Origin of the sequence: Mixta calida (assembly GCF_002953215.1) — a bacterium.
GTDB lineage: Bacteria > Pseudomonadota > Gammaproteobacteria > Enterobacterales > Enterobacteriaceae > Mixta > Mixta calida.
Map to the genome: position 1 here is coordinate 3,424,099 of NZ_CP026378.1, position 24,580 is coordinate 3,448,678.

At 54.3% G+C, this 24,580-nt stretch carries 17 protein-coding genes, 2 tRNA genes, 3 rRNA genes, 2 pseudogenes and 1 other annotated feature; of the genes and pseudogenes, 8 read left to right on the forward strand and 16 right to left on the reverse strand.

The window, feature by feature from the left end:
* The first annotated feature begins 65 nt into the window (after positions 1-65).
* On the forward strand, positions 66-1,421 hold the full coding sequence (gene pssA, locus C2E16_RS16355; RefSeq protein WP_038624567.1) for a CDP-diacylglycerol--serine O-phosphatidyltransferase: 1,356 nt from the start codon (positions 66-68) through the stop codon (positions 1,419-1,421).
* Between the two features lie 42 nt (positions 1,422-1,463).
* Complete coding sequence (locus C2E16_RS16360) at positions 1,464-1,784, forward strand: YfiM family lipoprotein (protein ID WP_038624565.1); 321 nt, start codon at positions 1,464-1,466, stop codon at positions 1,782-1,784.
* A 2-nt stretch (positions 1,785-1,786) separates the two neighbouring features.
* Here C2E16_RS16360 and C2E16_RS16365 read toward each other — a convergent pair.
* The 9 genes and pseudogenes from C2E16_RS16365 to rluD form a co-directional block, all read right to left on the reverse strand.
* A pseudogene (locus tag C2E16_RS16365) lies at positions 1,787-3,087 on the reverse strand (MFS family transporter).
* A gap of 454 nt (positions 3,088-3,541) precedes the next feature.
* Positions 3,542-3,657, reverse strand: a 5S ribosomal RNA gene (gene rrf / locus C2E16_RS16370).
* Between the two features lie 208 nt (positions 3,658-3,865).
* Positions 3,866-6,771, reverse strand: a 23S ribosomal RNA gene (locus C2E16_RS16375).
* 178 nt (positions 6,772-6,949) lie between these two features.
* Positions 6,950-7,025, reverse strand: a tRNA-Ala gene (locus C2E16_RS16380).
* 112 nt (positions 7,026-7,137) lie between these two features.
* A tRNA-Ile gene (locus C2E16_RS16385) sits at positions 7,138-7,214 on the reverse strand.
* A gap of 73 nt (positions 7,215-7,287) precedes the next feature.
* Positions 7,288-8,829 (reverse strand): 16S ribosomal RNA (locus C2E16_RS16390).
* Together the 16S, 23S and 5S rRNA genes with 2 tRNA genes alongside form the textbook arrangement of a ribosomal RNA operon.
* Positions 8,830-9,269: 440 nt before the next feature.
* A pseudogene (gene clpB / locus C2E16_RS16395) lies at positions 9,270-11,842 on the reverse strand (ATP-dependent chaperone ClpB).
* A 125-nt stretch (positions 11,843-11,967) separates the two neighbouring features.
* Entirely contained in the window at positions 11,968-12,699 is a 732-nt protein-coding gene (gene yfiH, locus C2E16_RS16400) for a purine nucleoside phosphorylase YfiH (protein WP_084970908.1), read from the reverse strand.
* On the reverse strand, positions 12,696-13,676 hold the full coding sequence (rluD, locus tag C2E16_RS16405) for a 23S rRNA pseudouridine(1911/1915/1917) synthase RluD (RefSeq protein WP_038624557.1): 981 nt from the start codon (positions 13,674-13,676) through the stop codon (positions 12,696-12,698). Before rluD ends, yfiH begins: the two co-directional genes overlap by 4 nt.
* Positions 13,677-13,808: 132 nt before the next feature.
* On the opposite strand from rluD, the gene bamD reads away from it, so the two are divergent.
* The 5 genes from bamD to C2E16_RS16425 all read left to right on the forward strand — a co-directional run bounded on the left by bamD (position 13,809) and on the right by C2E16_RS16425 (position 17,588).
* Entirely contained in the window at positions 13,809-14,540 is a 732-nt protein-coding gene (gene bamD, locus C2E16_RS16410; protein ID WP_084970906.1) for an outer membrane protein assembly factor BamD, read from the forward strand.
* A 284-nt stretch (positions 14,541-14,824) separates the two neighbouring features.
* Positions 14,825-15,157: a ribosome-associated translation inhibitor RaiA gene (raiA, locus tag C2E16_RS16415; protein WP_038624553.1), complete on the forward strand. Its 333-nt coding sequence runs from the start codon at positions 14,825-14,827 to the stop codon at positions 15,155-15,157.
* 135 nt (positions 15,158-15,292) lie between these two features.
* Positions 15,293-15,414 (forward strand) — a sequence feature (Phe leader region).
* Complete coding sequence (locus C2E16_RS21460) at positions 15,294-15,338, forward strand: hypothetical protein (protein ID WP_373996400.1); 45 nt, start codon at positions 15,294-15,296, stop codon at positions 15,336-15,338. It overlaps the preceding feature by 45 nt.
* A 23-nt stretch (positions 15,415-15,437) precedes the next feature.
* A complete protein-coding gene (gene pheA, locus C2E16_RS16420) occupies positions 15,438-16,598 on the forward strand; it encodes a bifunctional chorismate mutase/prephenate dehydratase (RefSeq protein ID WP_038624551.1) in 1,161 nt (386 codons plus the stop codon).
* Positions 16,599-16,823: 225 nt separating this feature from the next.
* Positions 16,824-17,588, forward strand: a complete 765-nt coding sequence (locus C2E16_RS16425) for a meso-2,3-butanediol dehydrogenase (protein WP_084970904.1) — start codon at positions 16,824-16,826, stop codon at positions 17,586-17,588.
* A 46-nt stretch (positions 17,589-17,634) separates the two neighbouring features.
* On the opposite strand, the gene tyrA is transcribed toward C2E16_RS16425, so the two are convergent.
* Together tyrA and C2E16_RS16435 are read right to left on the reverse strand one after the other, a co-directional pair.
* Complete coding sequence (gene tyrA / locus C2E16_RS16430; RefSeq protein ID WP_038624548.1) at positions 17,635-18,756, reverse strand: bifunctional chorismate mutase/prephenate dehydrogenase; 1,122 nt, start codon at positions 18,754-18,756, stop codon at positions 17,635-17,637.
* 6 nt (positions 18,757-18,762) lie between these two features.
* On the reverse strand, positions 18,763-19,842 hold the full coding sequence (locus C2E16_RS16435) for a 3-deoxy-7-phosphoheptulonate synthase (RefSeq protein ID WP_084970902.1): 1,080 nt from the start codon (positions 19,840-19,842) through the stop codon (positions 18,763-18,765).
* Positions 19,843-20,198: 356 nt separating this feature from the next.
* Here C2E16_RS16435 and C2E16_RS16440 point away from each other — a divergent pair, with 356 nt between their 5' ends.
* Positions 20,199-20,741, forward strand: a complete 543-nt coding sequence (locus C2E16_RS16440) for a GNAT family N-acetyltransferase (protein ID WP_084970900.1) — start codon at positions 20,199-20,201, stop codon at positions 20,739-20,741.
* Positions 20,742-20,904: 163 nt separating this feature from the next.
* Here C2E16_RS16440 and rplS read toward each other — a convergent pair whose 3' ends face one another.
* The 5 genes from rplS to ffh form a co-directional block, all read right to left on the reverse strand.
* Positions 20,905-21,252, reverse strand: coding sequence for a 50S ribosomal protein L19 (rplS, locus tag C2E16_RS16445; protein ID WP_038624542.1), 348 nt, complete (start codon positions 21,250-21,252; stop codon positions 20,905-20,907).
* A gap of 42 nt (positions 21,253-21,294) precedes the next feature.
* Positions 21,295-22,059: a tRNA (guanosine(37)-N1)-methyltransferase TrmD gene (gene trmD / locus C2E16_RS16450; protein WP_174705319.1), complete on the reverse strand. Its 765-nt coding sequence runs from the start codon at positions 22,057-22,059 to the stop codon at positions 21,295-21,297.
* A gap of 35 nt (positions 22,060-22,094) precedes the next feature.
* Entirely contained in the window at positions 22,095-22,643 is a 549-nt protein-coding gene (gene rimM / locus C2E16_RS16455) for a ribosome maturation factor RimM (RefSeq protein WP_038624541.1), read from the reverse strand.
* A gap of 18 nt (positions 22,644-22,661) precedes the next feature.
* The gene (gene rpsP / locus C2E16_RS16460) at positions 22,662-22,910 is read right to left on the reverse strand and encodes a 30S ribosomal protein S16 (RefSeq protein ID WP_038624540.1); all 249 of its coding nucleotides are present in this window, start codon (positions 22,908-22,910) and stop codon (positions 22,662-22,664) included.
* 144 nt (positions 22,911-23,054) lie between these two features.
* The gene (gene ffh / locus C2E16_RS16465) at positions 23,055-24,416 is read right to left on the reverse strand and encodes a signal recognition particle protein (protein WP_038624539.1); all 1,362 of its coding nucleotides are present in this window, start codon (positions 24,414-24,416) and stop codon (positions 23,055-23,057) included.
* Positions 24,417-24,580: the final 164 nt, after the last annotated feature.

The window sequence follows — 24,580 nt, forward strand, 5'->3', positions numbered from 1 at the left end:
TGTCGGTTAGGACCATGATTTCATGGCAGAAGACCACTCAATGAATAGAGAAGAAGCGCACTGTGATGTTGTCTAAATTTAAGCGCAATAAACACCAACAACACCTTGCACAGCTGCCCAAACTGTCTCAGTCAGTTGCTGATGTGACCACGCTTTACTCACCATCCGAGTTTCGCGCTACGCTGCTGGAGAAGATCGCCAGCGCGACGCAGCGCATCTGCATCGTGGCACTCTATCTGGAAAATGATGACGCCGGGCGCGCCGTCCTGTCCGCGCTCTACGCCGCCAAACGCGCGCGGCCAGCGCTGGATGTCAGCGTGTTGGTGGACTGGCACCGGGCACAGCGCGGCCGCATCGGTGACGCTAAAGGCGTGACCAATGCGGACTGGTATTGCGAGATGGCGAGCCAGAATCCCGATATCGCGATTCCGGTTTACGGCATCCCGGTCAATACCCGCGAAGCACTGGGCGTACTGCATCTCAAAGGCTTTATTATTGACGATACGCTGCTCTACAGCGGCGCCAGCCTGAACGATGTTTACCTGCATCAACATGATAAATACCGCTACGATCGCTATCAGCTGATCCGTAATCCGAAGCTGGCCGACGCCATGTTTGAATGGATCGATCGGAATCTGAAGCAAGCGGAAGCGGTGCATCGCCTCGATCAGCATGAGCGGCCGAAAAGCCCGGAAATCAAAAATGAAACCCGCCAGTTCCGTCAGGATCTGCGCGGCTTCGATTACCACTTTACGCCTGACGCCAATAACGAAGAATTGGCGGTGACGCCGCTGGTCGGGCTTGGCAAGCGCAGCCTGTTAAATAAGACCATCTACCATTTGATGCCCTGTACGGAACGCAAGTTGACGCTCTGTACGCCTTATTTCAATCTGCCAGCGATTCTGGTACGCAATATTATCTGGCTGCTGCGCCACGGCAAAGAGGTAGAGATTATCGTTGGCGATAAGACGGCCAACGATTTCTATATCCCCGAAGATCAGCCATTTAAGATTATCGGCGCCCTGCCCTATCTGTATGAAATCAATTTGCGACGCTTTCTCAGCCGACTGCAATATTATGTCGGCAACGGCCAGCTGACCGTACGTCTGTGGAAGGATGGCGATAACAGCTATCACCTGAAAGGTATGTGGGTCGATGATGAATGGATGCTGATTACCGGCAATAACCTCAATCCGCGCGCCTGGCGGCTGGATCTGGAAAACGCCGTGCTGATTCACGATCCGTTGCAACAGCTGGCCGATCAGCGCGATCGGGAACTGGCGCTGATCCGTCAGCATACGAGCGTGGTGAAGCACTTCCGCGATCTCGACAGCATTGCCGACTATCCGGTAAAAGTGCGTAAATTGATCAGGCGCCTGCGCCGTATCCGTATCGATCGTTTAATTAGCCGGATTCTGTAAGCATCAGGCGGATTGTTTGCGCCTGGCCGTTCAGGAGCTACGATGCGAATTATGCTGCTTTTACTCTGCTTATGCTGTACTGGCTGTAGCCATACCGCGCAGGATCGCTGGACTGGAAAGGATAAGGCGCAGCATTTTATCGCCTCTGCGCTGCTTTCCGTCGCTGGCAATGAATATGGTCAGCAGCAGGGCTGGAACACACGCCGCAGCAACAGCTTCGGTTTAATGTTCGCGTTCAGCCTGGGCGCAGTGAAAGAGGTGTATGACAGCCGCCCGGATGGCAGCGGCTGGAGTTGGAAAGATTTAGGATGGGATATCGCCGGCGCAGCGACCGGCTTTGTCCTGTGGAATATCGGCCAGTGAGTTTACAGCCGCATCCCCTGCCCTTTGCGATGCAGCATTAGCGAAACCAGCAGCGCCACCGCTCCCATTAGTGACACATACCAGAAAAAGTGGGTTTCATGTCCTGCCGCCTTCAACGACAGCGCCACATATTCCGCCGATCCGCCAAAGATGGCATTCGCCACCGCATAAGAAAGCCCTACGCCCATCGCCCGCACTTCCGGGGAAACATCTCAGCTTTGACGATGCCGCTGATAGCGGTATAGAAACTGGTAATCAGCAGTGCCAACATCACCAGCATAAAGACCAGCCAACCGCTTTCAGCCTGTTGCAGCAGCGTCAGAATCGGCACGGTGCAGATCATCGCGCCAGTGCTGAATATCAGCATTGAGCTACGTCGGCCGATTTTGTCTGACAGCGCGCCGATCAACGGCTGGATCAGCATGAAAACAAACAACGCCAGCGTCATTAATCCGCTGGCAGTTTTAGCATCCATCCCGGCACTGTTAACCAGATACTTCTGCATGTAAGTAGTAAAGGTATAAAAGCTAAGCGAGCCGCCAGCGGTGAAACCCAGCACCATTAAAAAAGCGCGTCGGTGCTTCCACAACCCGCGCAGACGTCCGGCATCCTGATGCTGACGGGTTTTATCGTCAGTCGTTTCATCCAGCGAGCGACGCAGGAACAGCGCCACGATCGCCAGAACCGCACCCAGCCCAAAAGGAATGCGCCATCCCCAGCTACGTAACGCCTCATGAGGCAATAGCTGTTGCAGCACCACGACGGTAAGCAGCGCCAGCAGTTGCCCGCCAATAAGCGTCACATACTGGAACGATGCGTAATATCCCTTGCGCCCTTCTATCGCCACTTCGCTCATATAGGTCGCGCTGGTGCCGTACTCTCCGCCAACAGACAGGCCCTGAAAAAGTCTGGCCATCAGCAGCAGTATTGGCGCCCAAATGCCTAAGGTGTCGTATCCAGGCAGGCAGGCGATCATCAGCGAGCCGAAACACATCATACATACTGAAATCAGCATAGACGTTTTACGTCCGTGGCGATCGCCAATGCGGCCAAAGAGCCATCCGCCGATAGGACGCATTAAAAAACCGGCGGCAAACACGCCTGCGGTTTGCACCAGCTGAGTCGTGGCGTTTCCTGAAGGAAAGAAAATATGCGCGAAATAAAGAGAGCAGAAGGAGTAAACGTAAAAATCGAACCATTCCACCAGATTGCCTGAGGAGGCGCCGATTATTGCGCCAATACGCTTTTTATCTGACGCCTTAGCGATCCCGGATCGCTTATTGTTGGTGACTACATCAGCCATAGATATGCCTCACTGTTGTTCCTTGCCGCTAAAAAAGACAAAAAGTCAGTAAAGCATTAAAGCGCAGTGTTAAGAAAAAATTTTATGTTCAGGCTACTACTTTTGTGAAGCTGCTGGGGTTATGGCGCCAGAACAATGCTTAGCAATAAGAAAGCATTAGAGAAGTTTTTAAGAAGAAATATTGAATCCGCTTTGCCGATCAATAAGTTGAAGTTAAGAGGCAAATCTTAGCAGACGTGTTGATTGATGAGAGATATATGGAAGAGGCAGAATAAAAGTGCGGCTAAAAAATGAAAACAGAGGAAAGATTAAATAGCAGATCGGGCGTAAAAGCTTTTTTAGCGCCTGAATCCACGACGCCGCGCGTTTTTATCGGCTCTTGTTGCGGCTATCGCTACAGAATTCAAATACGAAAAAGCCTCAGCTTTCGCTGAGGCTCTGTCGTTTGTTTGATGCCTGGCAGTTCCCTACTCTCGCATGGGGAGGCCCCACACTACCATCGGCGCTGCGGCGTTTCACTTCTGAGTTCGGCATGGGGTCAGGTGGGACCACCGCGCTCTTGCCGCCAGGCAAATTCTTTGTGCCGGAAACGAATCTCCCGCGCTGCTGCTGCGTTGGCCGCATTCGCATCACTCAGTCACATACCGCTGTATGCTCCTTCCTGATGTCTCATTTGCCGCCTTGCTTCAGCGCAACATCTTTCGTTTCCGCAGATTTCTTTTATCCGGTAAACAAAGCTGAAAATCGTCTCTCATCCCCAAAACGCCTGTGGCGTTGTAAGGTTAAGCCTCACGGGTCATTAGTACCGGTTAGCTCAACGCATCGCTGCGCTTACACACCCGGCCTATCAACGTCGTCGTCTTCAACGTCCCTTCAGGAGACTCACGGTCTCAGGGAAGACTCATCTCGAGGCAAGTTTCGTGCTTAGATGCTTTCAGCACTTATCTCTTCCGCACTTAGCTACCGGGCAGTGCCATTGGCATGACAACCCGAACACCAGCGGTGCGTTCACTCCGGTCCTCTCGTACTAGGAGCAACCCCTCTCAGTCTTCCAGCGCCCACGGCAGATAGGGACCGAACTGTCTCACGACGTTCTAAACCCAGCTCGCGTACCACTTTAAATGGCGAACAGCCATACCCTTGGGACCTACTTCAGCCCCAGGATGTGATGAGCCGACATCGAGGTGCCAAACACCGCCGTCGATATGAACTCTTGGGCGGTATCAGCCTGTTATCCCCGGAGTACCTTTTATCCGTTGAGCGATGGCCCTTCCATTCAGAACCACCGGATCACTATGACCTGCTTTCGCACCTGCTCGAACCGTCACTCTCGCAGTCAAGCCAGCTTATGCCATTGCACTAACCTCACGATGTCCGACCGTGATTAGCTGACCTTCGTACTCCTCCGTTACACTTTGGGAGGAGACCGCCCCAGTCAAACTACCCACCAGACACTGTCCCCACGCCAGATTATGGCGCCAGGTTAGAACATCAAACATTAAAGGGTGGTATTTCAAGGATGGCTCCACGCAGACTGGCGTCCACGCTTCAAAGCCTCCCACCTATCCTGCACATCAAGGCTCAATGTTCAGTGTCAAGCTGTAGTAAAGGTTCACGGGGTCTTTCCGTCTTGCCGCGGGTACACTGCATCTTCACAGCGAGTTCAATTTCACTGAGTCTCGGGTGGAGACAGCCTGGCCATCATTACGCCATTCGTGCAGGTCGGAACTTACCCGACAAGGAATTTCGCTACCTTAGGACCGTTATAGTTACGGCCGCCGTTTACCGGGGCTTCGATCAGGAGCTTCTCTTGCGATAACCCCATCAATTAACCTTCCGGCACCGGGCAGGCGTCACACCGTATACGTCCACTTTCGTGTTTGCACAGTGCTGTGTTTTTAATAAACAGTTGCAGCCAGCTGGTATCTTCGACTGGCTTCGGCTCGGGGAGCGGGTCCCTCCACCTACATGCCAGCGTGCCTTCTCCCGAAGTTACGGCACCATTTTGCCTAGTTCCTTCACCCGAGTTCTCTCAAGCGCCTTGGTATTCTCTACCTGACCACCTGTGTCGGTTTGGGGTACGATTCACTGTTACCTGATGCTTAGAGGCTTTTCCTGGAAGCAGGGCATTTGTTGCTTCAGCACCGTGGTGCCTCGTCGTCACGCCTCAGCCTTGACCTTCCGGATTTGCCTGGAAAGTCAGCCTACACGCTTAAACCGGGACAACCGTCGCCCGGCCAACATAGCCTTCTCCGTCCCCCTTCGCAGTAACACCGAGTACGGGAATATTAACCCGTTTCCCATCGACTACGCCTTTCGGCCTCGCCTTAGGGGTCGACTCACCCTGCCCCGATTAACGTTGGACAGGAACCCTTGGTCTTCCGGCGAGCGGGCTTTTCACCCGCTTTATCGTTACTTATGTCAGCATTCGCACTTCTGATACCTCCAGCATGCCTCACAGCACACCTTCGCAGGCTTACAGAACGCTCCCCTACCCAACAACGCATTCGCGTCGCTGCCGCAGCTTCGGTGCATGGTTTAGCCCCGTTACATCTTCCGCGCAGGCCGACTCGACCAGTGAGCTATTACGCTTTCTTTAAATGATGGCTGCTTCTAAGCCAACATCCTGGCTGTCTGGGCCTTCCCACATCGTTTCCCACTTAACCATGACTTTGGGACCTTAGCTGGCGGTCTGGGTTGTTTCCCTCTTCACGACGGACGTTAGCACCCGCCGTGTGTCTCCCGTGATAACATTCTCCGGTATTCGCAGTTTGCATCGGGTTGGTAAGCCGGGATGGCCCCCTAGCCGAAACAGTGCTCTACCCCCGGAGATGAATTCACGAGGCGCTACCTAAATAGCTTTCGGGGAGAACCAGCTATCTCCCGGTTTGATTGGCCTTTCACCCCCAGCCACAGGTCATCCGCTAATTTTTCAACATTAGTCGGTTCGGTCCTCCAGTTAGTGTTACCCAACCTTCAACCTGCCCATGGCTAGATCACCGGGTTTCGGGTCTATACCCTGCAACTGAGCGCCCGGTTAAGACTCGGTTTCCCTGCGGCTCCCCTATACGGTTAACCTTGCTACAGAATATAAGTCGCTGACCCATTATACAAAAGGTACGCAGTCACCCTCATAAATGAAGGCTCCCACTGCTTGTACGTACACGGTTTCAGGTTCTTTTTCACTCCCCTCGCCGGGGTTCTTTTCGCCTTTCCCTCACGGTACTGGTTCACTATCGGTCAGTCAGGAGTATTTAGCCTTGGAGGATGGTCCCCCCATATTCAGACAGGATACCACGTGTCCCGCCCTACTCATCGAGCTCACAACACATGCATCTTCGTGTACGGGACTGTCACCCTGTACCGTGCGCCTTTCCAGACGCTTCCACTGACACACATGCTGATTCAGGCTCTGGGCTGTTCCCCGTTCGCTCGCCGCTACTCAGGGAATCTCGGTTGATTTCTTTTCCTCGGGGTACTTAGATGTTTCAGTTCCCCCGGTTCGCCTCGTTAAGCTATGTATTCACTTAACGATAGTGTGACGAATCACACTGGGTTTCCCCATTCGGACATCGCCGGCTGATAGCGGTTCATATCACCTCACCGGCGCTTTTCGCAGATTAGCACGTCCTTCATCGCCTCTGACTGCCAGGGCATCCACCGTGTACGCTTGGTCGCTTAACCTCACAACCCGCAGGCGTCTTGCGACACCGCATGGTGCGAGAAATTGAGAGACTCTGAACAGTTCTTTATACAAGAAGCTGCTCTTTCAAATTTTCAGCTTGTTCCGGATTGTTAAAGAGCAAATACTGCACAATACATTCGTGAATGTATTCTGGAGTGGTCATCAACCTGACGTTGATGGTGGAGCTAAGCGGGATCGAACCGCTGACCTCCTGCGTGCAAAGCAGGCGCTCTCCCAGCTGAGCTATAGCCCCAGATATACTGTAAAATCACCGTTAACCTTTAATTCCGTTCAGGACAAGGCATGGTTTCGCGAAGCATAGTAAACTATGCAAGCCGGAACCATAACGCCGTACTGGAAGGAATTGGTAGGCCTGAGTGGACTTGAACCACCGACCTCACCCTTATCAGGGGTGCGCTCTAACCACCTGAGCTACAAGCCTGCCGGGATTTTACTGCTCGTTAATTTCTATCAGACAATCTGTGTGAGCACTGCACGGGAAGGTATCAGCTTGGTAAGGAGGTGATCCAACCGCAGGTTCCCCTACGGTTACCTTGTTACGACTTCACCCCAGTCATGAATCACAAAGTGGTAAGCGCCCTCCCGAAGGTTAAGCTACCTACTTCTTTTGCAACCCACTCCCATGGTGTGACGGGCGGTGTGTACAAGGCCCGGGAACGTATTCACCGTGGCATTCTGATCCACGATTACTAGCGATTCCGACTTCATGGAGTCGAGTTGCAGACTCCAATCCGGACTACGACGCACTTTATGAGGTCCGCTTGCTCTCGCGAGGTCGCTTCTCTTTGTATGCGCCATTGTAGCACGTGTGTAGCCCTGGTCGTAAGGGCCATGATGACTTGACGTCATCCCCACCTTCCTCCGGTTTATCACCGGCAGTCTCCTTTGAGTTCCCGCCATCACGCGCTGGCAACAAAGGATAAGGGTTGCGCTCGTTGCGGGACTTAACCCAACATTTCACAACACGAGCTGACGACAGCCATGCAGCACCTGTCTCACGGTTCCCGAAGGCACTAGGGCATCTCTGCCGAATTCCGTGGATGTCAAGACCAGGTAAGGTTCTTCGCGTTGCATCGAATTAAACCACATGCTCCACCGCTTGTGCGGGCCCCCGTCAATTCATTTGAGTTTTAACCTTGCGGCCGTACTCCCCAGGCGGTCGACTTAACGCGTTAGCTCCGGAAGCCACTTCTCAAGGAAACAGCCTCCAAGTCGACATCGTTTACGGCGTGGACTACCAGGGTATCTAATCCTGTTTGCTCCCCACGCTTTCGCACCTGAGCGTCAGTCTTCGTCCAGGGGCCGCCTTCGCCACCGGTATTCCTCCAGATCTCTACGCATTTCACCGCTACACCTGGAATTCTACCCCCCTCTACGAGACTCAAGCCTGCCAGTTTCAAATGCAGTTCCCAGGTTAAGCCCGGGGATTTCACATCTGACTTAACAGACCGCCTGCGTGCGCTTTACGCCCAGTAATTCCGATTAACGCTTGCACCCTCCGTATTACCGCGGCTGCTGGCACGGAGTTAGCCGGTGCTTCTTCTGCGGGTAACGTCAATGACGGCGCGTATTAAGCACCATCCCTTCCTCCCCGCTGAAAGTACTTTACAACCCGAAGGCCTTCTTCATACACGCGGCATGGCTGCATCAGGCTTGCGCCCATTGTGCAATATTCCCCACTGCTGCCTCCCGTAGGAGTCTGGACCGTGTCTCAGTTCCAGTGTGGCTGGTCATCCTCTCAGACCAGCTAGGGATCGTCGCCTAGGTGAGCCGTTACCCCACCTACTAGCTAATCCCATCTGGGTTCATCCGATGGTGTGAGGCCCGAAGGTCCCCCACTTTGGTCTTGCGACGTTATGCGGTATTAGCCACCGTTTCCAGTGGTTATCCCCCTCCATCGGGCAGATCCCCAGACATTACTCACCCGTCCGCCACTCGTCAGCGAAGCAGCAAGCTGCTTCCTGTTACCGTTCGACTTGCATGTGTTAGGCCTGCCGCCAGCGTTCAATCTGAGCCATGATCAAACTCTTCAATTAAAGTCTGATGCTCAAAGAAAAACGTCGTAATGAATTACGTGTTCACTCTGAGACTTGATACTGCAAATGTGTTTTGCGATACCCGTCCTGTGAGTGCCCACACAGATTGTCTGATAAATTGTTAAAGAGCGGTGCGACCGGCGCTTCGTGCCGTTGTCGCGAGGTGGCGTATATTACGCTTTCCTCTTTCAGAGTCAACCCCTTTTTCAGAAGTTTTTCTCCGGCGATTCAGGCTTCGCTGAACCGCTCAACACCGCGTGGCGTAAGCCGCTGTGCCGTGTCGATGGAGGCGCATTATAGGGAGTAATTCGGGGCTGACAAGTGCTAATTTCAACTTTTTTATCGTTCGCTGAAATTTCGTGCGTAATGTCTGAAAAGCGTGCAAATCATCGATGAAAAGACAAAAAAATGGGCCTGACGGCCCATTTTCTTTATTACGTTTACTGATGAGCGACAATAACGCCATCGCGAACATCGATTTCCACCGTTTTGCCGGGGACCAGTGCGCCGGACAGTATTTGCTGCGCCAGCGGGTTTTCCACCTGTTGCTGGATAGCGCGTTTCAACGGACGCGCACCATAAACCGGGTCGTAACCGTTCTGACCCAGCAGCTTCAGCGCCTCTTCCGTCATATGCACGGTGTAGCCGCGATCTTCCAGGCGTTTGTACAGCCGCTGCAGCTGGATATTGGCTATCGAGGCGATATGCTGCTCGCCCAGCGGATGGAAGACAACAACCTCATCTATACGGTTGATAAATTCCGGGCGGAAGTGATGCCCGACTACCGTCATGACCACATCTTTCATCGCGGCGTAATCCAGCTCGCCGAAGCGTTCCTGGATCAGATCGGAGCCGAGGTTTGAGGTCATAATCACTACCGTATTGCGGAAGTCAACCGTACGACCTTGCCCGTCAGTCAGTCGGCCATCGTCCAGCACCTGAAGCAGAATGTTGAAGACATCGGGGTGCGCTTTTTCCACCTCATCCAGCAGAATCACGGAATAAGGCCGACGACGCACCGCCTCGGTAAGGTAACCGCCTTCTTCATAGCCCACGTACCCCGGAGGCGCGCCCACCAGCCGCGAAACGGCATGTTTCTCCATAAACTCCGACATATCTATACGCACCATGGCGTCGTCGCTGTCGAACAGGAAATTAGCCAGCGCTTTGCACAGCTCGGTTTTACCAACGCCGGTCGGTCCCAGGAACAGGAATGAGCCAATCGGACGGTTTGGATCGGAGAGACCGGCGCGGCTACGGCGTATCGCGTTAGATACCGCCTCGACCGCTTCATTCTGACCGATAACGCGCTGATGCAGTTCCTGCTCCATACGGAGCAGTTTTTCACGCTCGCCTTCCATCATGCGCGCCACTGGAATACCGGTCCAGCGCGCCAGCACGTCGGCGATCTCCACATCGGTAACACGGTTACGCAGCAGGCGCATTGTTTTACCTTCCGATTGCGTCGCTGCCGCCAGCTGTTTTTCCAGTTCGGGGATTTTACCGTACTGCAGCTCAGACATGCGGCCAAGGTCGCCGGAACGACGCGCCTGTTCCAGCGCGATTTTCGCCTGCTCCAGCTCCGCTTTGATCGTTTGGGTGCCGGAGAGGGAGGCTTTTTCCGCTTTCCACTCTTCCTCCAGCTCCGCATACTCGCGCTCTTTCTGGCTGAGTTCGTCTTCCAGCATTTCAAGGCGCTTCTGGCTGGCTTCGTCCGACTCTTTTTTCAACGCCTGCTGCTCCAGCTTCAGCTGGATAACGCGGCGTTCCAGACGATCGAGCGGCTCCGGTTTAGAGTCGATTTGCAGGCGAATGCTTGACGCCGCTTCGTCAATCAGATCAATCGCCTTATCCGGCAGCTGGCGATCGGCAATATAGCGATGCGACAGGGTCGCGGCCGCCACAATCGCCGGGTCGGTGATCTGCACATGGTGGTGCAGTTCATAGCGTTCTTTCAAACCGCGCAGGATGGCGATGGTATCTTCCACGCTCGGCTCAGCGACGAACACTTTCTGGAAACGGCGCTCCAGCGCGGCATCTTTTTCAATATACTGCCGATACTCATCCAGCGTGGTAGCGCCTACGCAGTGCAGTTCGCCGCGCGCCAGCGCAGGCTTCAACATATTGCCTGCGTCCATCGCGCCGTCCGCCTTACCGGCGCCGACCATAGTGTGCAGTTCGTCGATAAACAGAATGACATTGCCTTCCTGTTTCGCCAGATCGTTCAGCACGCCTTTCAGACGTTCTTCGAACTCGCCGCGATATTTGGCTCCCGCCACCAGCGCGCCCATATCCAGCGCCAGCACCCGACGCCCTTTCAGGCCTTCAGGCACTTCGCCGTTGACGATACGCTGCGCCAGCCCTTCGACGATAGCGGTTTTACCGACGCCGGGTTCGCCGATTAATACCGGGTTGTTTTTGGTGCGGCGTTGCAGAACCTGAATGGTCCGGCGGATCTCTTCGTCACGGCCAATAACTGGATCAAGCTTGCCCTGCTCTGCGCGCTCGGTAAGATCGATAGTGTATTTTTTTAGTGCCTGGCGCTGATCTTCAGCCCTTGATCGTTCACGCTTTCCCCTCCACGCATTTGTTCGATAGCCTTCGTCAGCTTGTCGTTTGTCGCGCCTGCGGATTTCAGCACATCCGCCAGCGAACCGCGTGAGTCAAGGGCAGCCAGAACAAATAATTCAGATGATATAAAGTTGTCGCCGCGCTTTTGCGCCAGCTTGTCGCACAGGTTAAGTACTCGCACCAGATCGGCAGAGGGCTGGACGTCGCCGTCAGCGCCTTCTACCTGTGGCAGACGACTGATAGCCTGCTCTACGCCGTTGCGTAATCCTGCGACATCCACGCCAGCGTTCGTCAGTAACGGACGAACGGTGCCGCCTTCCTGATTGAGCAGCGCGCTCATCAAGTGAAGAGGTTCAATAAATTGGTTGTCGCGCCCAAGGGCAAGGGATTGAGCATCGGCGAGCGCAAGCTGGAATTTGTTAGTAAGACGATCCAGACGCATGATTCCTCCCAATACAGGTCAAAATGCTACTGGAGATGAAATGAGGACGTCCCTCAGAATTTCAAGATGTTTGACCTGTATTATGGTGAAAAAAAGCGCACCCTGGATCGTCTTGTGGCGTAAGGTTATATCAGCCAGATCAAACTTGCCATACGGCCGGTAGTACCGCTGCGTCGCCAGGAGAAAAAATGAGCAGATTCATGCCACGTGCAGCGTCCGCCCCCGCTGATCGAGGCGACGCCCTGCGCCGCTAAGCGCTGACGCGCCAGCAACCAGAGATCGGCGTAAAATTTCTCTCCGCTGGCGCGGAAAGCGCGCTGAGCGGCCGGATCGCGCGTCATAAACGCTTCACGTACTTCCGGCCCCACTTCAAACGCCTCTGGCCCTATTGCCGGACCGAGCCAGACATGAATCTCCTGCGGCGGCGCAGAAAACTGGCTGAGGGTGTTTTCCAGGATGCCCGCGCAGAGTCCACGCCAGCCAGCATGGGCGGCGGCCACTTCTTTGCCGTCGAACGAACAGAACAGAACCGGCAGGCAGTCCGCCGTCATGACTGCGCATACGGCGCCAGGCTGATTGCTCCAGACCGCGTCCGCGCGACGCGTCGCCGTCGGCTGCCCGTCCAGACGCGCCACACCGGTGCCGTGTACCTGTTCAAGCCAGTGCGGCATAGCCGGCAAAGCGGCCATCTCCTTCAGGCGATGGCGGTTTGCCAGCACGTCCTCAGGACGATCGCCGACGTGATCGCCCAGATTCAGCGAATCCCACGGCGCTGCGCTGACGCCGCCCGCGCGCGTAGTGCTGCAGGCGCGAACGGACGCTGGCGCGGGCCAGTCGGGAACAATCAGGTCGCTCATAGCCAGTCCAGCTGATCTTTAAACGCTTCGGTATCGGCTTTCAGCGCGTCTATCAAATCAACCATGTCCTGCGGCAACGGCGCATGCCATTCCATTTCAATACCGGTCACCGGATGGTAAAGACGCAGCATAGTGGCATGCAGCGCCTGACGGTCGAAACCGCGCAGCGTAGCGATAAACGCATCGGACGCCCCTTTCGGCGGACGCGGACGGCCGCCGTAAAGCGGATCGCCCACCAGCGGATGGTTGATATGCGCCATATGCACGCGGATCTGATGGGTGCGTCCGGTTTCCAGACGCAGGCGCAGACGCGTATGGGCGCGGAAATGCTCCATCACGCGGTAATGGGTCACGGCATGCTTGCCCATTGGATGAACCGCCATATGGGTGCGCTTGGTCGAGTGGCGGCTGATCGGCTCATCGACGATACCGCCGGCGGTCATATTGCCAATTGCCACCGCTTCATACTCACGCGTAATTTCGCGCAGCTGGAGCGATTCGACCAGGTGCGTTTGCGCCGGAACGGTTTTCGCCACCACCATCAGCCCGGTGGTGTCTTTATCGAGACGGTGAACGATACCGGCGCGCGGCACGTCGGCGATGGCCGGATAGTGATGCAGCAGCGCATTCAGCACCGTGCCGTCCGGGTTGCCCGCGCCCGGATGCACCACCAGATCGCGCGGCTTGTTGATGACCAGAATATGCTCATCTTCATAGACGATATTCAGCGGGATATCCTGCGCTTCCCAGCGCGTCTCTTCTTCAATCTCTGCCTGTATTGCCACGGCTTCGCCGCCCAACACTTTTTCCTTAGGCTTGTCAGCGATATTACCGTTGACGCTCACCTGACCACCGAGAATCCACTCTTTTATGCGTGAACGCGAATAATCAGGGAACAATTCCGCCAAAGCCTGATCTAAGCGTTGTCCGAGTTGCGATTCGGAAACCGTTGCGGTGAGTTTTACTTGTTGTGCCATAAACAGCTTCTTCGTTAACGTTGGGTTTTCACGGCGATGCCGTTTAATATAATGTGCTATCGTACCTGGTCACTATCGGGAGCTTAACGGACAGCTTCCGCAATAACACACTCTGAGGATAATCAAATCGTCATGACGCGTATGAAATATCTGGTGGCTGCAGCCACGTTGAGCCTGGCTCTTGCGGGTTGTTCAAGCTCTAAGGATCAAGTGCCTGACAGTCCGCCTTCTGAGCTTTATGCGACGGCTCAGCAAAAACTGCAGGACGGTAACTTTAAAGGCGCAATAACGCAACTGGAAGCACTGGATAACCGCTATCCATTTGGCCCTTACGCCCAACAAGTTCAGCTGGATCTGATCTACGCCTACTACAAAAACGCCGATCTGCCGATGGCGCAGGCCGCCATTGACCGCTTTATGCGTCTGAACCCGACACATTCGAACATCGATTATGTTCTGTATATGAAAGGCCTGACGGATATGGCGTTAGACGATTCCGCCCTGCAGGGCTTCTTCGGCATCGATCGCTCCGATCGCGACCCGGAACATGCCCGCGCCGCTTTCCGCGACTTCTCGCAGCTGCTGCGCACTTATCCAAACAGCCAGTATGCGACCGATGCGCGTAAGCGCCTGGTCTATCTGAAAGATCGTCTGGCTAAATATGAGCTTTCCGTGGCGCAATTCTACACGAAACGCGAGGCGTATGTCGCGGTTGTCAATCGCGTTGAACAGATGCTGAAAGATTACCCGGATACGCAGGCGACGCGCACCGCCTTGCCGCTGATGGAAAATGCCTACCGTAAACTGCAGCTGAACGCGGAAGCGGATAAAGTGGCGAAAATTATTGCCGCTAATCAGGCCTGATACGCCGCACGGTTATTCTTTTTTGCGCAATAAAAAAGCAGCCTTTGGGCTGCTTTTTTGCTGTTAAAATCATCGAAAATTTGCGAACTGGCGAAGGTTAACTTATCAAGTGTGCAACCTGAAAAGCCGTTCGACAAGGGAATTCAGCACATTTACCGTAACCCCTCACAGATTTCATTTCCTTGACAAAAAGTGACCTCTCAATGTGACATTGATCACAAAAATATGCTCATTACAGGGTATGCTGAACTTACTACGACGGAAATGACAGAGAGGTAAACCTGATGATTGTGAACATTACCAGCAAACAAATGGAAATCACCCCGGCTATCCGCCAGCATGTCGAAGACCGTCTATCCAAGCTTGAAAAATGGCAAACTCACCTGATTAATCCGCATATCGTGTTGTCGAGAGAACCAAAAGAGTATGCGGCCGACGCCACTATCAATACGCCTAATGGCCCGCTGATTGCCAGCGCCACGCATGAAGATATGTATGCCGCCATTAATGAACTGATAAATAAACTGGAGCGTCAGCTGAATAAGGTGCAACACAAAGGCGAAGCGCGCCGCGCCGCCGTCAGCGTGAAGGATTTAACGCCTGAAAGCGAAGAATGAAGCGAAGAATGATTAGCAGGCGCTCGCCTAACGGCGGGCGCATTTCCCATAGGACGCGCCTGTTGGCGCGTTTTTTATTGACAGTAACAAAACGCTGCGGTTACTTTAATCGCATCCACCAGAAACAGGCCCTGCTATGAACCCGACGTTTTTCTTCGCTTTCTTTTTTACCTTCCCCTGATCGGGAGGCGTTTCGTCGCAGGAAAAAGAAAGCGAAGACGAACTGTAAAGCCTCCCAATCGGGAGGCTTTTTTATTATGGACATCTGACAGGTAAAGCTATGACATCGGAAAATCCGTTACTGGCCCTGCGCGATAAGATCAGCGCCATTGATGAAAAATTGCTGGGGCTGCTCTCTGAGCGGCGGACGCTGGCTATTGAAGTCGCAAAAGCGAAAATGGCCACTCATCGGCCCATACGCGATATCGACCGTGAACGCGATCTTCTGGAGCGTCTGATCATCCTCGGCCAGTCCCACCAGCTCGACGCGCATTTCATCACCCGCCTGTTCCAGCTGATTATTGAAGATTCCGTACTTACCCAACAGGCCCTACTGCAAAAACATCTTAACCAAACCAATCAGCAGTCGGCGCGCATCGCGTTCCTTGGCCCGAAAGGCTCCTATTCGCATCTGGCGGCGCGCAAATATGGCGCTCGTCATTTTACCCATGTGATTGAAAGCGGCTGCCAGAAGTTTCACGATATTATTCTGGAAGTCGAGAGCGGCCAGGCGGATTACGCGGTACTGCCTATCGAGAACACCAGCTCCGGTTCGATCAACGAAGTTTACGATTTGCTGCAACAGACCAGCCTTTCTATTGTTGGCGAAATGACGGTGCCTATCGATCACTGCGTGCTGGTGACCGGTTCTACCGACCTCGGACAGATCGAAACGGTTTACAGTCATCCCCAGCCTTTCCAGCAGTGCAGCCAGTTCATTAATCGCTTCCCGCACTGGAAGATTGAATATACCGAAAGCACCGCGGCGGCGATGGAAAAAGTAGCGGCGCTTAAGTCGCCGAAGGCCGCCGCGCTGGGCAGCGAGGCGGGCGGCGCGCTCTATCATCTGCAGGTGCTGGAACGTAATCTGGCAAATCAGCAGCAGAACATTACCCGCTTTATTATCCTGGCGCGTAAGCCTGTCGACGTATCAGAGCAGGTTCCGGCTAAAACCACGTTGATTATGGCTACCGGTCAGCAATCCGGCGCGCTGGTTGAAGCCTTGTTGGTATTGCGTCAGCACAACCTGATTATGAGTAAACTCGAGTCGCGTCCGATTAACGGCAACCCCTGGGAAGAGATGTTTTATCTGGACGTGCAGGGCAACCTGCGCACGTCGCAGATGCAGCAGGCTCTGCAGGAGCTGCGCGCCATCACCCGTTCGTTAAAGGTGCTGGGCTGCTATCCGGGCGAAAACGTCGTCCCTGTCGATCCGCAGTAAAACGAAACGTCAGCCCGTCAGGGCTGGCGTTAAAATTACGCTGAGATACTTCCACGCTGGCGGCCCACTCGCCGCTATTAATATTTCTTAAAATTTAATAATCCTGAATAAACATAGGATTATCGTAACATTCACCCTTTACTGCCGATCCACGCCGCCGGTATGCCAGGCTTAATAAGCTTCTAATCATTGGGGTTAGCGAGTCGGCATCTATAAGGAGGCATAATGGAACGTTTCAGTAATAAGGTTGTGGTTGTGACTGGCGCAGGCTCAGGTATCGGCGCGGCAAGCGCGCAGCGCTTCGCCGAAGAAGGCGCAAACGTGGTGCTGGTTGGCCGTACCCGGGAAAAGCTGAACAGCACATTTGCCCGGTTGAAAGCTGGTGACCATCTGGTGGTCGTCGCGGATGTATCACAAAAAGAAGAAGTGGAAGCGCTGGCCGAGCAGGTGTTGCAACATTACGGCCGTGCGGATGTTCTGATTAATAATGCCGGCGTGAATACATCAGGAAAAATTCATCAGGCCAGCGATGAAGACTGGCGTAAGGTAATGTCGACCGATCTGGATGGTGTTTTCTACTGCACTCGCGCGTTTATGCCCGCGCTGTTGAAAAGCGGCGGCAACATTGTGAATATCTCCTCGGTTTCGGGGCTGGGCGGCGACTGGGGCATGAGCATTTATAATGCCGCCAAGGGCGCCATTACGAACTTTACCCGCTCGCTGGCGATGGATTACGGTAAGGATGGCGTACGCGTCAACGCGATTTGCCCTGGGTTGACCATCACCGATATGACGGCGGAAATGATGGATGACGCGCAGCTGATGGCGAAATTCAATGAGCGCATCGCGTTGGGCCGACCGGGCCAGGCGGAAGAGCTTGCCGCCGCCATCGCCTTTATCGCCAGCGACGACGCCCGTTACATTACCGGCGTCAATCTGCCGGTAGACGGCGGCATCACCGCGTCGAACGGTCAGCCGCCGCAGGCATGATACGTAAAAGCCCGTCCTGAGACGGGCACTCTTATTTCTGGCGCGCTTATACCCGATTATCGTTCGCCGAGCGCAACAGCGTACCGCTCTCGCGCATAAAGCGCGGCGCATAATCGCCGAACCACTGCTCAACTTTACGGAAGCTGTCGATAAAGCCTTGTTTATCGCTCTGCTCCAGCAGGGAAATCGCCTCGCCGAAACGCTGGTAATAGCGCTTAATCAGCGCCAGATTGCTTTCCGAAGACATAATAATGTCAGCGTAAAGCTGCGGATCCTGCGCAAATAATCTCCCCACCATCGCCAGCTCCAGACGATAGATCGGTGACGATAGCGCCAGCAGCTGCTCCAGCTGCACATTTTCTTCAGCCAGATGCAGGCCATAAGCGAACGTGGCGAAATGACGCAGCGCCTGAATAAACGCCATGTTTTGATCGTGCTCTACCGCGCTGATGCGATGAAGGCGCGCGCCCCAGACCTGAATTTGTTCCAGGAACCATTGATAAGCTTCCGGCTGCCGACCGTCGCACCAGACCACCACCTGCTTTGCCAGGCTGCCGCTGTCCGGGCCGAACATCGGATGCAGTCCCAGCACCGGACCGGCGTGCGCTGCCAGCATCGCCTGCAGCGGACGGTTTTTCACCGAGGCGATATCCACCAGAATACAATCATGCGGCAGAGGCGGCAGCTGAGCGATCACCTGCTCCGTCAAATGAATCGGCACGCTGACGATAACCATGCCCGCATCCGCCAGCAGCGCAGGCGCTTGCGACCACTCCTCTTTATCCAGCACTTTCACCTGATAGCCGGAGAGCGTAAGCATCTTTTCAAATAGCTGGCCCATACGCCCTTTCCCGCCGACGATAACAATCGGACGCAGGTCAGGACAGAGTGTTTTAAAGCCTTTATCGTTCTCGCTGGAGTAGGATTCACGCATCACGCGGCGCAACACGTCTTCGATCAGATCGGGCGGAACGCCGAGCGCTTCGGCCTCTTTACGACGGGAAGCCAGCATAGAGGCCTCGCGTTCCGGCACATAGATCGGCAGGCCATAGCGGCTTTTGACTTCGCCGACTTCGGCTACCAATTCCAGTCTTTTCGCCAGCAGCTCCAATAGCCCTTTATCCACTTCATCAATCTTATCGCGCAGCGCGGTCAGTTCAGCCACCATCTTCTCTTATTGCTCCTGTGACACGCGCGCCGCCAGCACGCCGTTTAAATCCTGATGAACAGTGCGCAGCAGCTGTTCGGTGCTTTCCCAGCTAATGCAGGCGTCGGTAACCGACACGCCATACTGCATAGCGCTGCGCGGCTGTTCTGAAGACTGGTTGCCCTCGTTGAGGTTGCTTTCCAGCATCAGGCCGATAATAGAACGGTTACCGTCTCTGATCTGCGCGACGGCGGATTCAGCGACCCCAGGCTGGCGACGGTAATCTTTGTTTGAGTTGCCATGGCTGCAATCTATCATCAGCGCCGGACGGAGTCCCGCTTTCACCATCTCTTTTTCGCACTGTTCCACGTCAGCCGGGCTGTAGTTTGGTGCCTTGCCGCCGCGCAAAATGACATGGCCGTCAGGATTGCCCTGCGTCTGCAACAGGCAGACCTGGCCGGTCTGATTAATGCCGACAAAGCGGTGCGGCATCGCCGCGGCGCGCATTGCGTTAATCGCGGTGCCCAGGCTGCCGTCAGTGCCGTTTTTAAAGCCTACCGGCATTGAAAGACCGGAAGCCATTTCACGGTGGGTTTGCGACTCTGTCGTACGCGCGCCGATGGCGGACCAGCTGAACAGATCGCCCAGATACTGCGGCGAGTTAGGATCGAGCGCTTCCGTCGCCAACGGCAGCCCCATTTCCACCAGGTTCACCAGCAGCTGACGCGCAATGTGCAGGCCCGCCTCGACGTCAAACGAGTTATCCATAAAAGGATCGTTGATCAATCCCTTCCAACCCACCGTGGTACGAGGCTTTTCAAAATAGACGCGCATGACGATATAGAGCCGATCCTTCAGCTGCTCGGAAAGATTTTTCAGGCGGCGCGCATAGACGAGGGCCGCTTCAGGATCGTGAACAGAGCAAGGACCGCAGACGACCAGCAGTCGATGATCCCGTCCGGCAATGATATCGGCGATGGTTTGACGCGAGGCGCTAACCTGCGCCTCCAGCTGCTCGTTCAGCGGAAACTTTTGTTTCAGCTGCGCCGGCGTGATCAAAACCTGTTCTTCTGCGATATGAACATTGTTCAACACGTCTTTCTGCATTTTGCGATCCTCGTCTCGTCCAGAGTTTTTTCGTCATTGCGGTGAGGTCGGTAATGTAACACAGGAAATACAGATGAGCACCAGTGTGTACATAATTTTTACCATCAAAAAACTCTCTCGCACATAAATGCTGCATAACTAACTGTTTTAAATCACTAAAATATTAAAGCAGCATTCGAATCTACAGGATTTATGTGTAATTATTTATTTACACCAACAACTTCCTCTACATCGCAAAAATGATGCTTGATTGCAGCGAGCGCGTCAAAAGTAAGCAACAATACCCTGTACAACAGAACCTTATAACGCTCCCTGCGCGATCAATCCTGGCGCAGACGATCCGTTATGGAGATGACATGGAAATTTATCTACGTCCGATGCAGGCTTCCGATGCGGCTGATTACGCTGAGGCGGTAAATGAATCGCTTGCCCAGCTACAGCCCTGGATGGTTTGGGCGCATAAAGACTACCAGCCGCAAGAAGCGGCGGAGTGGTTCAGCTGGCTCGACCGGCAGCGGGAAAAAGGCGAGGCCAATGAGATGGGCATTTTTGCCGCCGACGACCATCGTTTTCTGGGCGCCGCGGGTATTCGCTATGCGCAAAATCAGGCGGAGCTCAGCGCCATTGGCTACTGGGTACGTAAAAAAGAGCAGCGTAAAGGCGTGGCGCGTCAGGCGGTGTTACAGCTGGCGCAGGAAGGATTTCTATGTCACAACGTTGAGACGATTGAAATTCTCGCGGCGGAAAACAACTATGCCAGCCGCGCCGTGGCCCTGAGCTGCGGCGCGCACTTTATCGATCTGCGCTATGGCCTGATTGTTCTGGCGGATGGGCCAGTGATGGCGGCGATATATCATCTGCGCCGGGAAGACTTTATTGCGAATAAACCGGGAAGATGAAGGCGGGCAGCAATCTCAGATGTTGCCGGGCGCTCTGACGTTCGCCAGCAGGAGCAGAGCCGGTCGCCTTAACAGAAATGGCGCGCTGCGGATATAAAAAAGGGGCTGGCAAATGCCAACCCCTTTATTGCTATTAACTTTAAGATGTCGCTTGCGCGAATACTTAGCCAAGACGCTCTTTGATACGAGCTGCTTTACCAGTACGCTCACGCAGGTAGTACAGTTTCGCTTTACGCACGGCACCACGACGTTTCACAGTGATGCTGTCAACGACCGGAGAGTGAGTCTGGAATACACGCTCAACGCCTTCGCCGTTGGAAATTTTGCGAACAGTGAATGCAGAGTGCAGACCGCGGTTACGAATAGCGATAACCACGCCCTCGAATGCCTGCAGACGCTTTTTAGAACCTTCAACGACCCATACTTTCACTTCCACGGAATCACCCGGACGGAAAGAAGGTACGTCCTGCTTCATCTGCTCTTGTTCAATTTGCTTGATAATGTTGCTCATAATTAAATCTCTTATCCTGGGTAAACTGATCGTACCGGAAGATTAACCTTCCGCATCATCGTTTTGTTGCGCATTGAATTCACGCTGGAATTCGCTGAGCAACTTTGCTTGCTCTTCAGTCAGAGCCAGGTTTTCCAGAAGTTCAGGTCTTCTAAGCCAGGTACGGCCAAGCGACTGTTTCAGGCGCCAGCGGCGAATTTCAGCATGGTTGCCCGACAGCAATACTGACGGAACCTCCAGGCCTTCTAACACTTCAGGTCGGGTATAGTGCGGACAATCCAGCAAACCTTCCGAAAACGAATCTTCGTCGGCCGACGCCTGTTTGCCCAGCACGCCAGGTATAAACCGGGCCACTGAATCAATCAAGGTCATTGCTGGCAGTTCGCCACCGCTGAGAACGTAATCGCCGATCGACCATTCTTCATCGATTTCGGTCTGAATCACGCGCTCGTCGATCCCTTCATAGCGTCCGCAAACCAGAATTAACTTCTGCTGCGTCGCCAGTTCGCAAACCCCGTTCTGATCGAGTTTGCGTCCCTGAGGTGACAGATAAATCACCTTAGCGCCCTCTCCCGCCGCCGCTTTCGCTGCGTGGATGGCGTCCCGTAAGGGTTGCACCATCATCAGCATTCCCGGACCGCCGCCGTATGGACGATCGTCTACGGTGCGATGCCGGTCATGAGTGAAGTCACGTGGACTCCAGCTCTGAACGCTGAGCAGGCCGTTTTTTACTGCCCGGCCAGTTACCCCGTAATCGGTAATTGCGCGAAACATCTCTGGAAACAGGCTAATAACACCAATCCACATAGCGCGCGCCGTTGTATTACCGTTTTGTTCGGAGGTCAAAAACCAGGATCCCAATCTACTTCAATGGTGCCGGTAGTGAGATCGACTTTCTTGATAACCTGTTCATCAAGAAACGGAATTAACCGCTCTTTCACACCGAACGCATCTTTCAGGTTTGCCTTCACGACCAGTACGTCGTTTGAGCCGGTTTCCATCAAATCAATGACTTTGCCCATCTCATAGCCGTCGACGGTAACTACCTTGCAACCCATCAGGTCTTTCCAGTAGTAATCACCCTCTTCCAGCGCTGGCAACTGCGTGGCGTCGACCAAAATTTCACAGTTGGTCAACTGCGCCGCCGCATCACGATCGTCAATGCCTTTGACTTTGATGATCATGTCCTGATTGTGGTGCTTCCAGCCTTCCAGCTCAATCTGCTGCCATTTGCCGGCGCGCTGAATGAACCAGGGCTGATAGTCAAAAATGCTGTCGGCGTCTTCGGTGGATGAAAACACTTTGAGCCAACCCCGAATGCCGTAGGCGGCTCCCATTTTGCCCAGCGTAACTGGATTGACGGGAGGCTGTGTGGCGAGTTGTTTGCTCATGCTAACCACCGTGACAGATTAAGCTGCTTTTTTAGCTTCTTTGATCAGCGCGTTAACGCGATCTGACAGCGTTGCACCCTGGCCAACCCAGTGTTCAATGCGGTCCAGATCCAGACGCAGAGTTTCAGCCTGACCAGATGCGATCGGGTTGAAGAAGCCTACGCGCTCAATGAAACGACCATTGCGTGCGTTGCGGCTGTCAGTAACGACAACCTGATAGAACGGACGCTTTTTCGCGCCGTGACGTGCCAAACGAATTGTTACCATAACATCCTCTTCAGTTAATAAAACAACCGGGCCCCATCGAGGAACGGGGCCCGGGTGTCGTATAAAAAGCCCGAAAATTTTACTCATTTTGGCGCAAAAAGCAATCGAAACTGAGCAACCCTTCAGACTTTTCAATGCAACGGCTTAACGCCCCGGGAAGCCCGGCGGCATCATGCCCTTCATTCCACGCAGCATTTTCGCCATGCCGCCCTTCTTCATCTTCTTCATCATGCGCTGCATATCGTCAAATTGCTTCAGCATGCGGTTCACATCCTGCACCTGCATGCCGGAGCCTGCGGCGATGCGACGCTTGCGCGAACCCTTGATAATCTCAGGCTTTTCACGCTCTTTGCGCGTCATGGAGTTGATCATCGCCTCCATGCGCACCAGCACTTTGTCATCCATTTGCGACTTCACGTTGTCCGGCAGCTGGCCCATGCCGGGCAGCTTGCCCATCAGGCTCGCCATGCCGCCCATGTTGCGCATCTGCTTCAGCTGCTCCAGGAAGTCGTTCAGATCGAAGCCGTCGCCTTTCTTCAGCTTGTTCGCCAGCTTCTCAGCCTGCGCGCGGTCGACTTTGCTTTCGATATCTTCGATCAGCGACAGCACGTCGCCCATGCCGAGGATACGCGACGCGAGACGATCGGGATAAAACGGCTCCAGCGCCTCGGTTTTCTCGCCGACGCCCATAAACTTGATCGGCTTGCCGGTGATATGGCGAATAGAAAGCGCCGCGCCGCCTCGGGCGTCGCCGTCGACTTTCGTCAGGATCACGCCGGTTAACGGCAGCGCTTCATTAAAGGCTTTCGCGGTGTTCGCCGCATCCTGACCGGTCATGGCGTCGACGACGAACAGGGTTTCCACCGGATTGATCGCGGCGTGAACCTGTTTGATCTCGTCCATCATCGCTTCATCGACGTGCAAACGACCGGCGGTATCCACCAGCAGCACATCGTAGAATTTCAGCTTCGCTTCTTTCAGCGCGTGGTTAACGATATCGACCGGTTTCTGGCTGAGGTCGGAGGGACAAAAATCGACACCCACCTGCTGCGCCAGCGTCTCCAGCTGTTTGATCGCCGCCGGGCGATAGACGTCTGCGGAAACCACCAGCACCTTTTTCTTGTGCTTTTCGCGCAGGAACTTGCCGAGCTTGCCGACGCTGGTGGTTTTACCGGCGCCCTGCAAACCAGCCATCAGCACTACGGCCGGCGGCTGTGCGGCCAGATTGAGCGCGTGGTTTTCCGACCCCATCGCTTCCACCAGCTCGTTGCGCACGATTTTGACAAATTCCTGACCCGGCGTCAGGCTCTTGTTGACTTCATGCCCTACCGCGCGCTCTTTGACGCGGTTAATGAACTCGCGCACCACCGGCAGCGCGACGTCCGCCTCAAGCAGCGCCATGCGCACTTCACGCAGAGTTTCTTTAATGTTCTCTTCTGTCAGCCTTCCGCGGCCGCTGATATTGCGCAGGGTTTGCGACAATCGATCGGTTAAATTATCAAACATTGTCTCTCGCTCACGATAAAACAGAGCCGCCTGGGCGACACAATGGGGCGGATTATAACACGAAGCATTGGCGATCTCTGCAATCGACAGTGAGAACGTTTGGAGCAAACTCAGGCTGGCGCTATACTGCGTTTTTCTTCATCTTCCCGATACTTGACCACATT

Bases quoted from the DNA above. Each gene is read 5' to 3' on its own strand.
- pssA (WP_038624567.1), top strand. From the start codon at position 66: ATGTTGTCTAAATTTAAGCGCAATAAACACCAACAACACCTTGCACAG.
- C2E16_RS16360 (WP_038624565.1), top strand. From the start codon at position 1,464: ATGCGAATTATGCTGCTTTTACTCTGCTTATGCTGTACTGGCTGTAGC.
- yfiH (WP_084970908.1), bottom strand. From the start codon at position 12,699: ATGAGCGACCTGATTGTTCCCGACTGGCCCGCGCCAGCGTCCGTTCGC.
- rluD (WP_038624557.1), bottom strand. From the start codon at position 13,676: ATGGCACAACAAGTAAAACTCACCGCAACGGTTTCCGAATCGCAACTC.
- bamD (WP_084970906.1), top strand. From the start codon at position 13,809: ATGACGCGTATGAAATATCTGGTGGCTGCAGCCACGTTGAGCCTGGCT.
- raiA (WP_038624553.1), top strand. From the start codon at position 14,825: ATGATTGTGAACATTACCAGCAAACAAATGGAAATCACCCCGGCTATC.
- pheA (WP_038624551.1), top strand. From the start codon at position 15,438: ATGACATCGGAAAATCCGTTACTGGCCCTGCGCGATAAGATCAGCGCC.
- C2E16_RS16425 (WP_084970904.1), top strand. From the start codon at position 16,824: ATGGAACGTTTCAGTAATAAGGTTGTGGTTGTGACTGGCGCAGGCTCA.
- tyrA (WP_038624548.1), bottom strand. From the start codon at position 18,756: ATGGTGGCTGAACTGACCGCGCTGCGCGATAAGATTGATGAAGTGGAT.
- C2E16_RS16435 (WP_084970902.1), bottom strand. From the start codon at position 19,842: ATGCAGAAAGACGTGTTGAACAATGTTCATATCGCAGAAGAACAGGTT.
- C2E16_RS16440 (WP_084970900.1), top strand. From the start codon at position 20,199: ATGGAAATTTATCTACGTCCGATGCAGGCTTCCGATGCGGCTGATTAC.
- rplS (WP_038624542.1), bottom strand. From the start codon at position 21,252: ATGAGCAACATTATCAAGCAAATTGAACAAGAGCAGATGAAGCAGGAC.
- trmD (WP_174705319.1), bottom strand. From the start codon at position 22,059: ATGTGGATTGGTGTTATTAGCCTGTTTCCAGAGATGTTTCGCGCAATT.
- rimM (WP_038624541.1), bottom strand. From the start codon at position 22,643: ATGAGCAAACAACTCGCCACACAGCCTCCCGTCAATCCAGTTACGCTG.
- rpsP (WP_038624540.1), bottom strand. From the start codon at position 22,910: ATGGTAACAATTCGTTTGGCACGTCACGGCGCGAAAAAGCGTCCGTTC.
- ffh (WP_038624539.1), bottom strand. From the start codon at position 24,416: ATGTTTGATAATTTAACCGATCGATTGTCGCAAACCCTGCGCAATATC.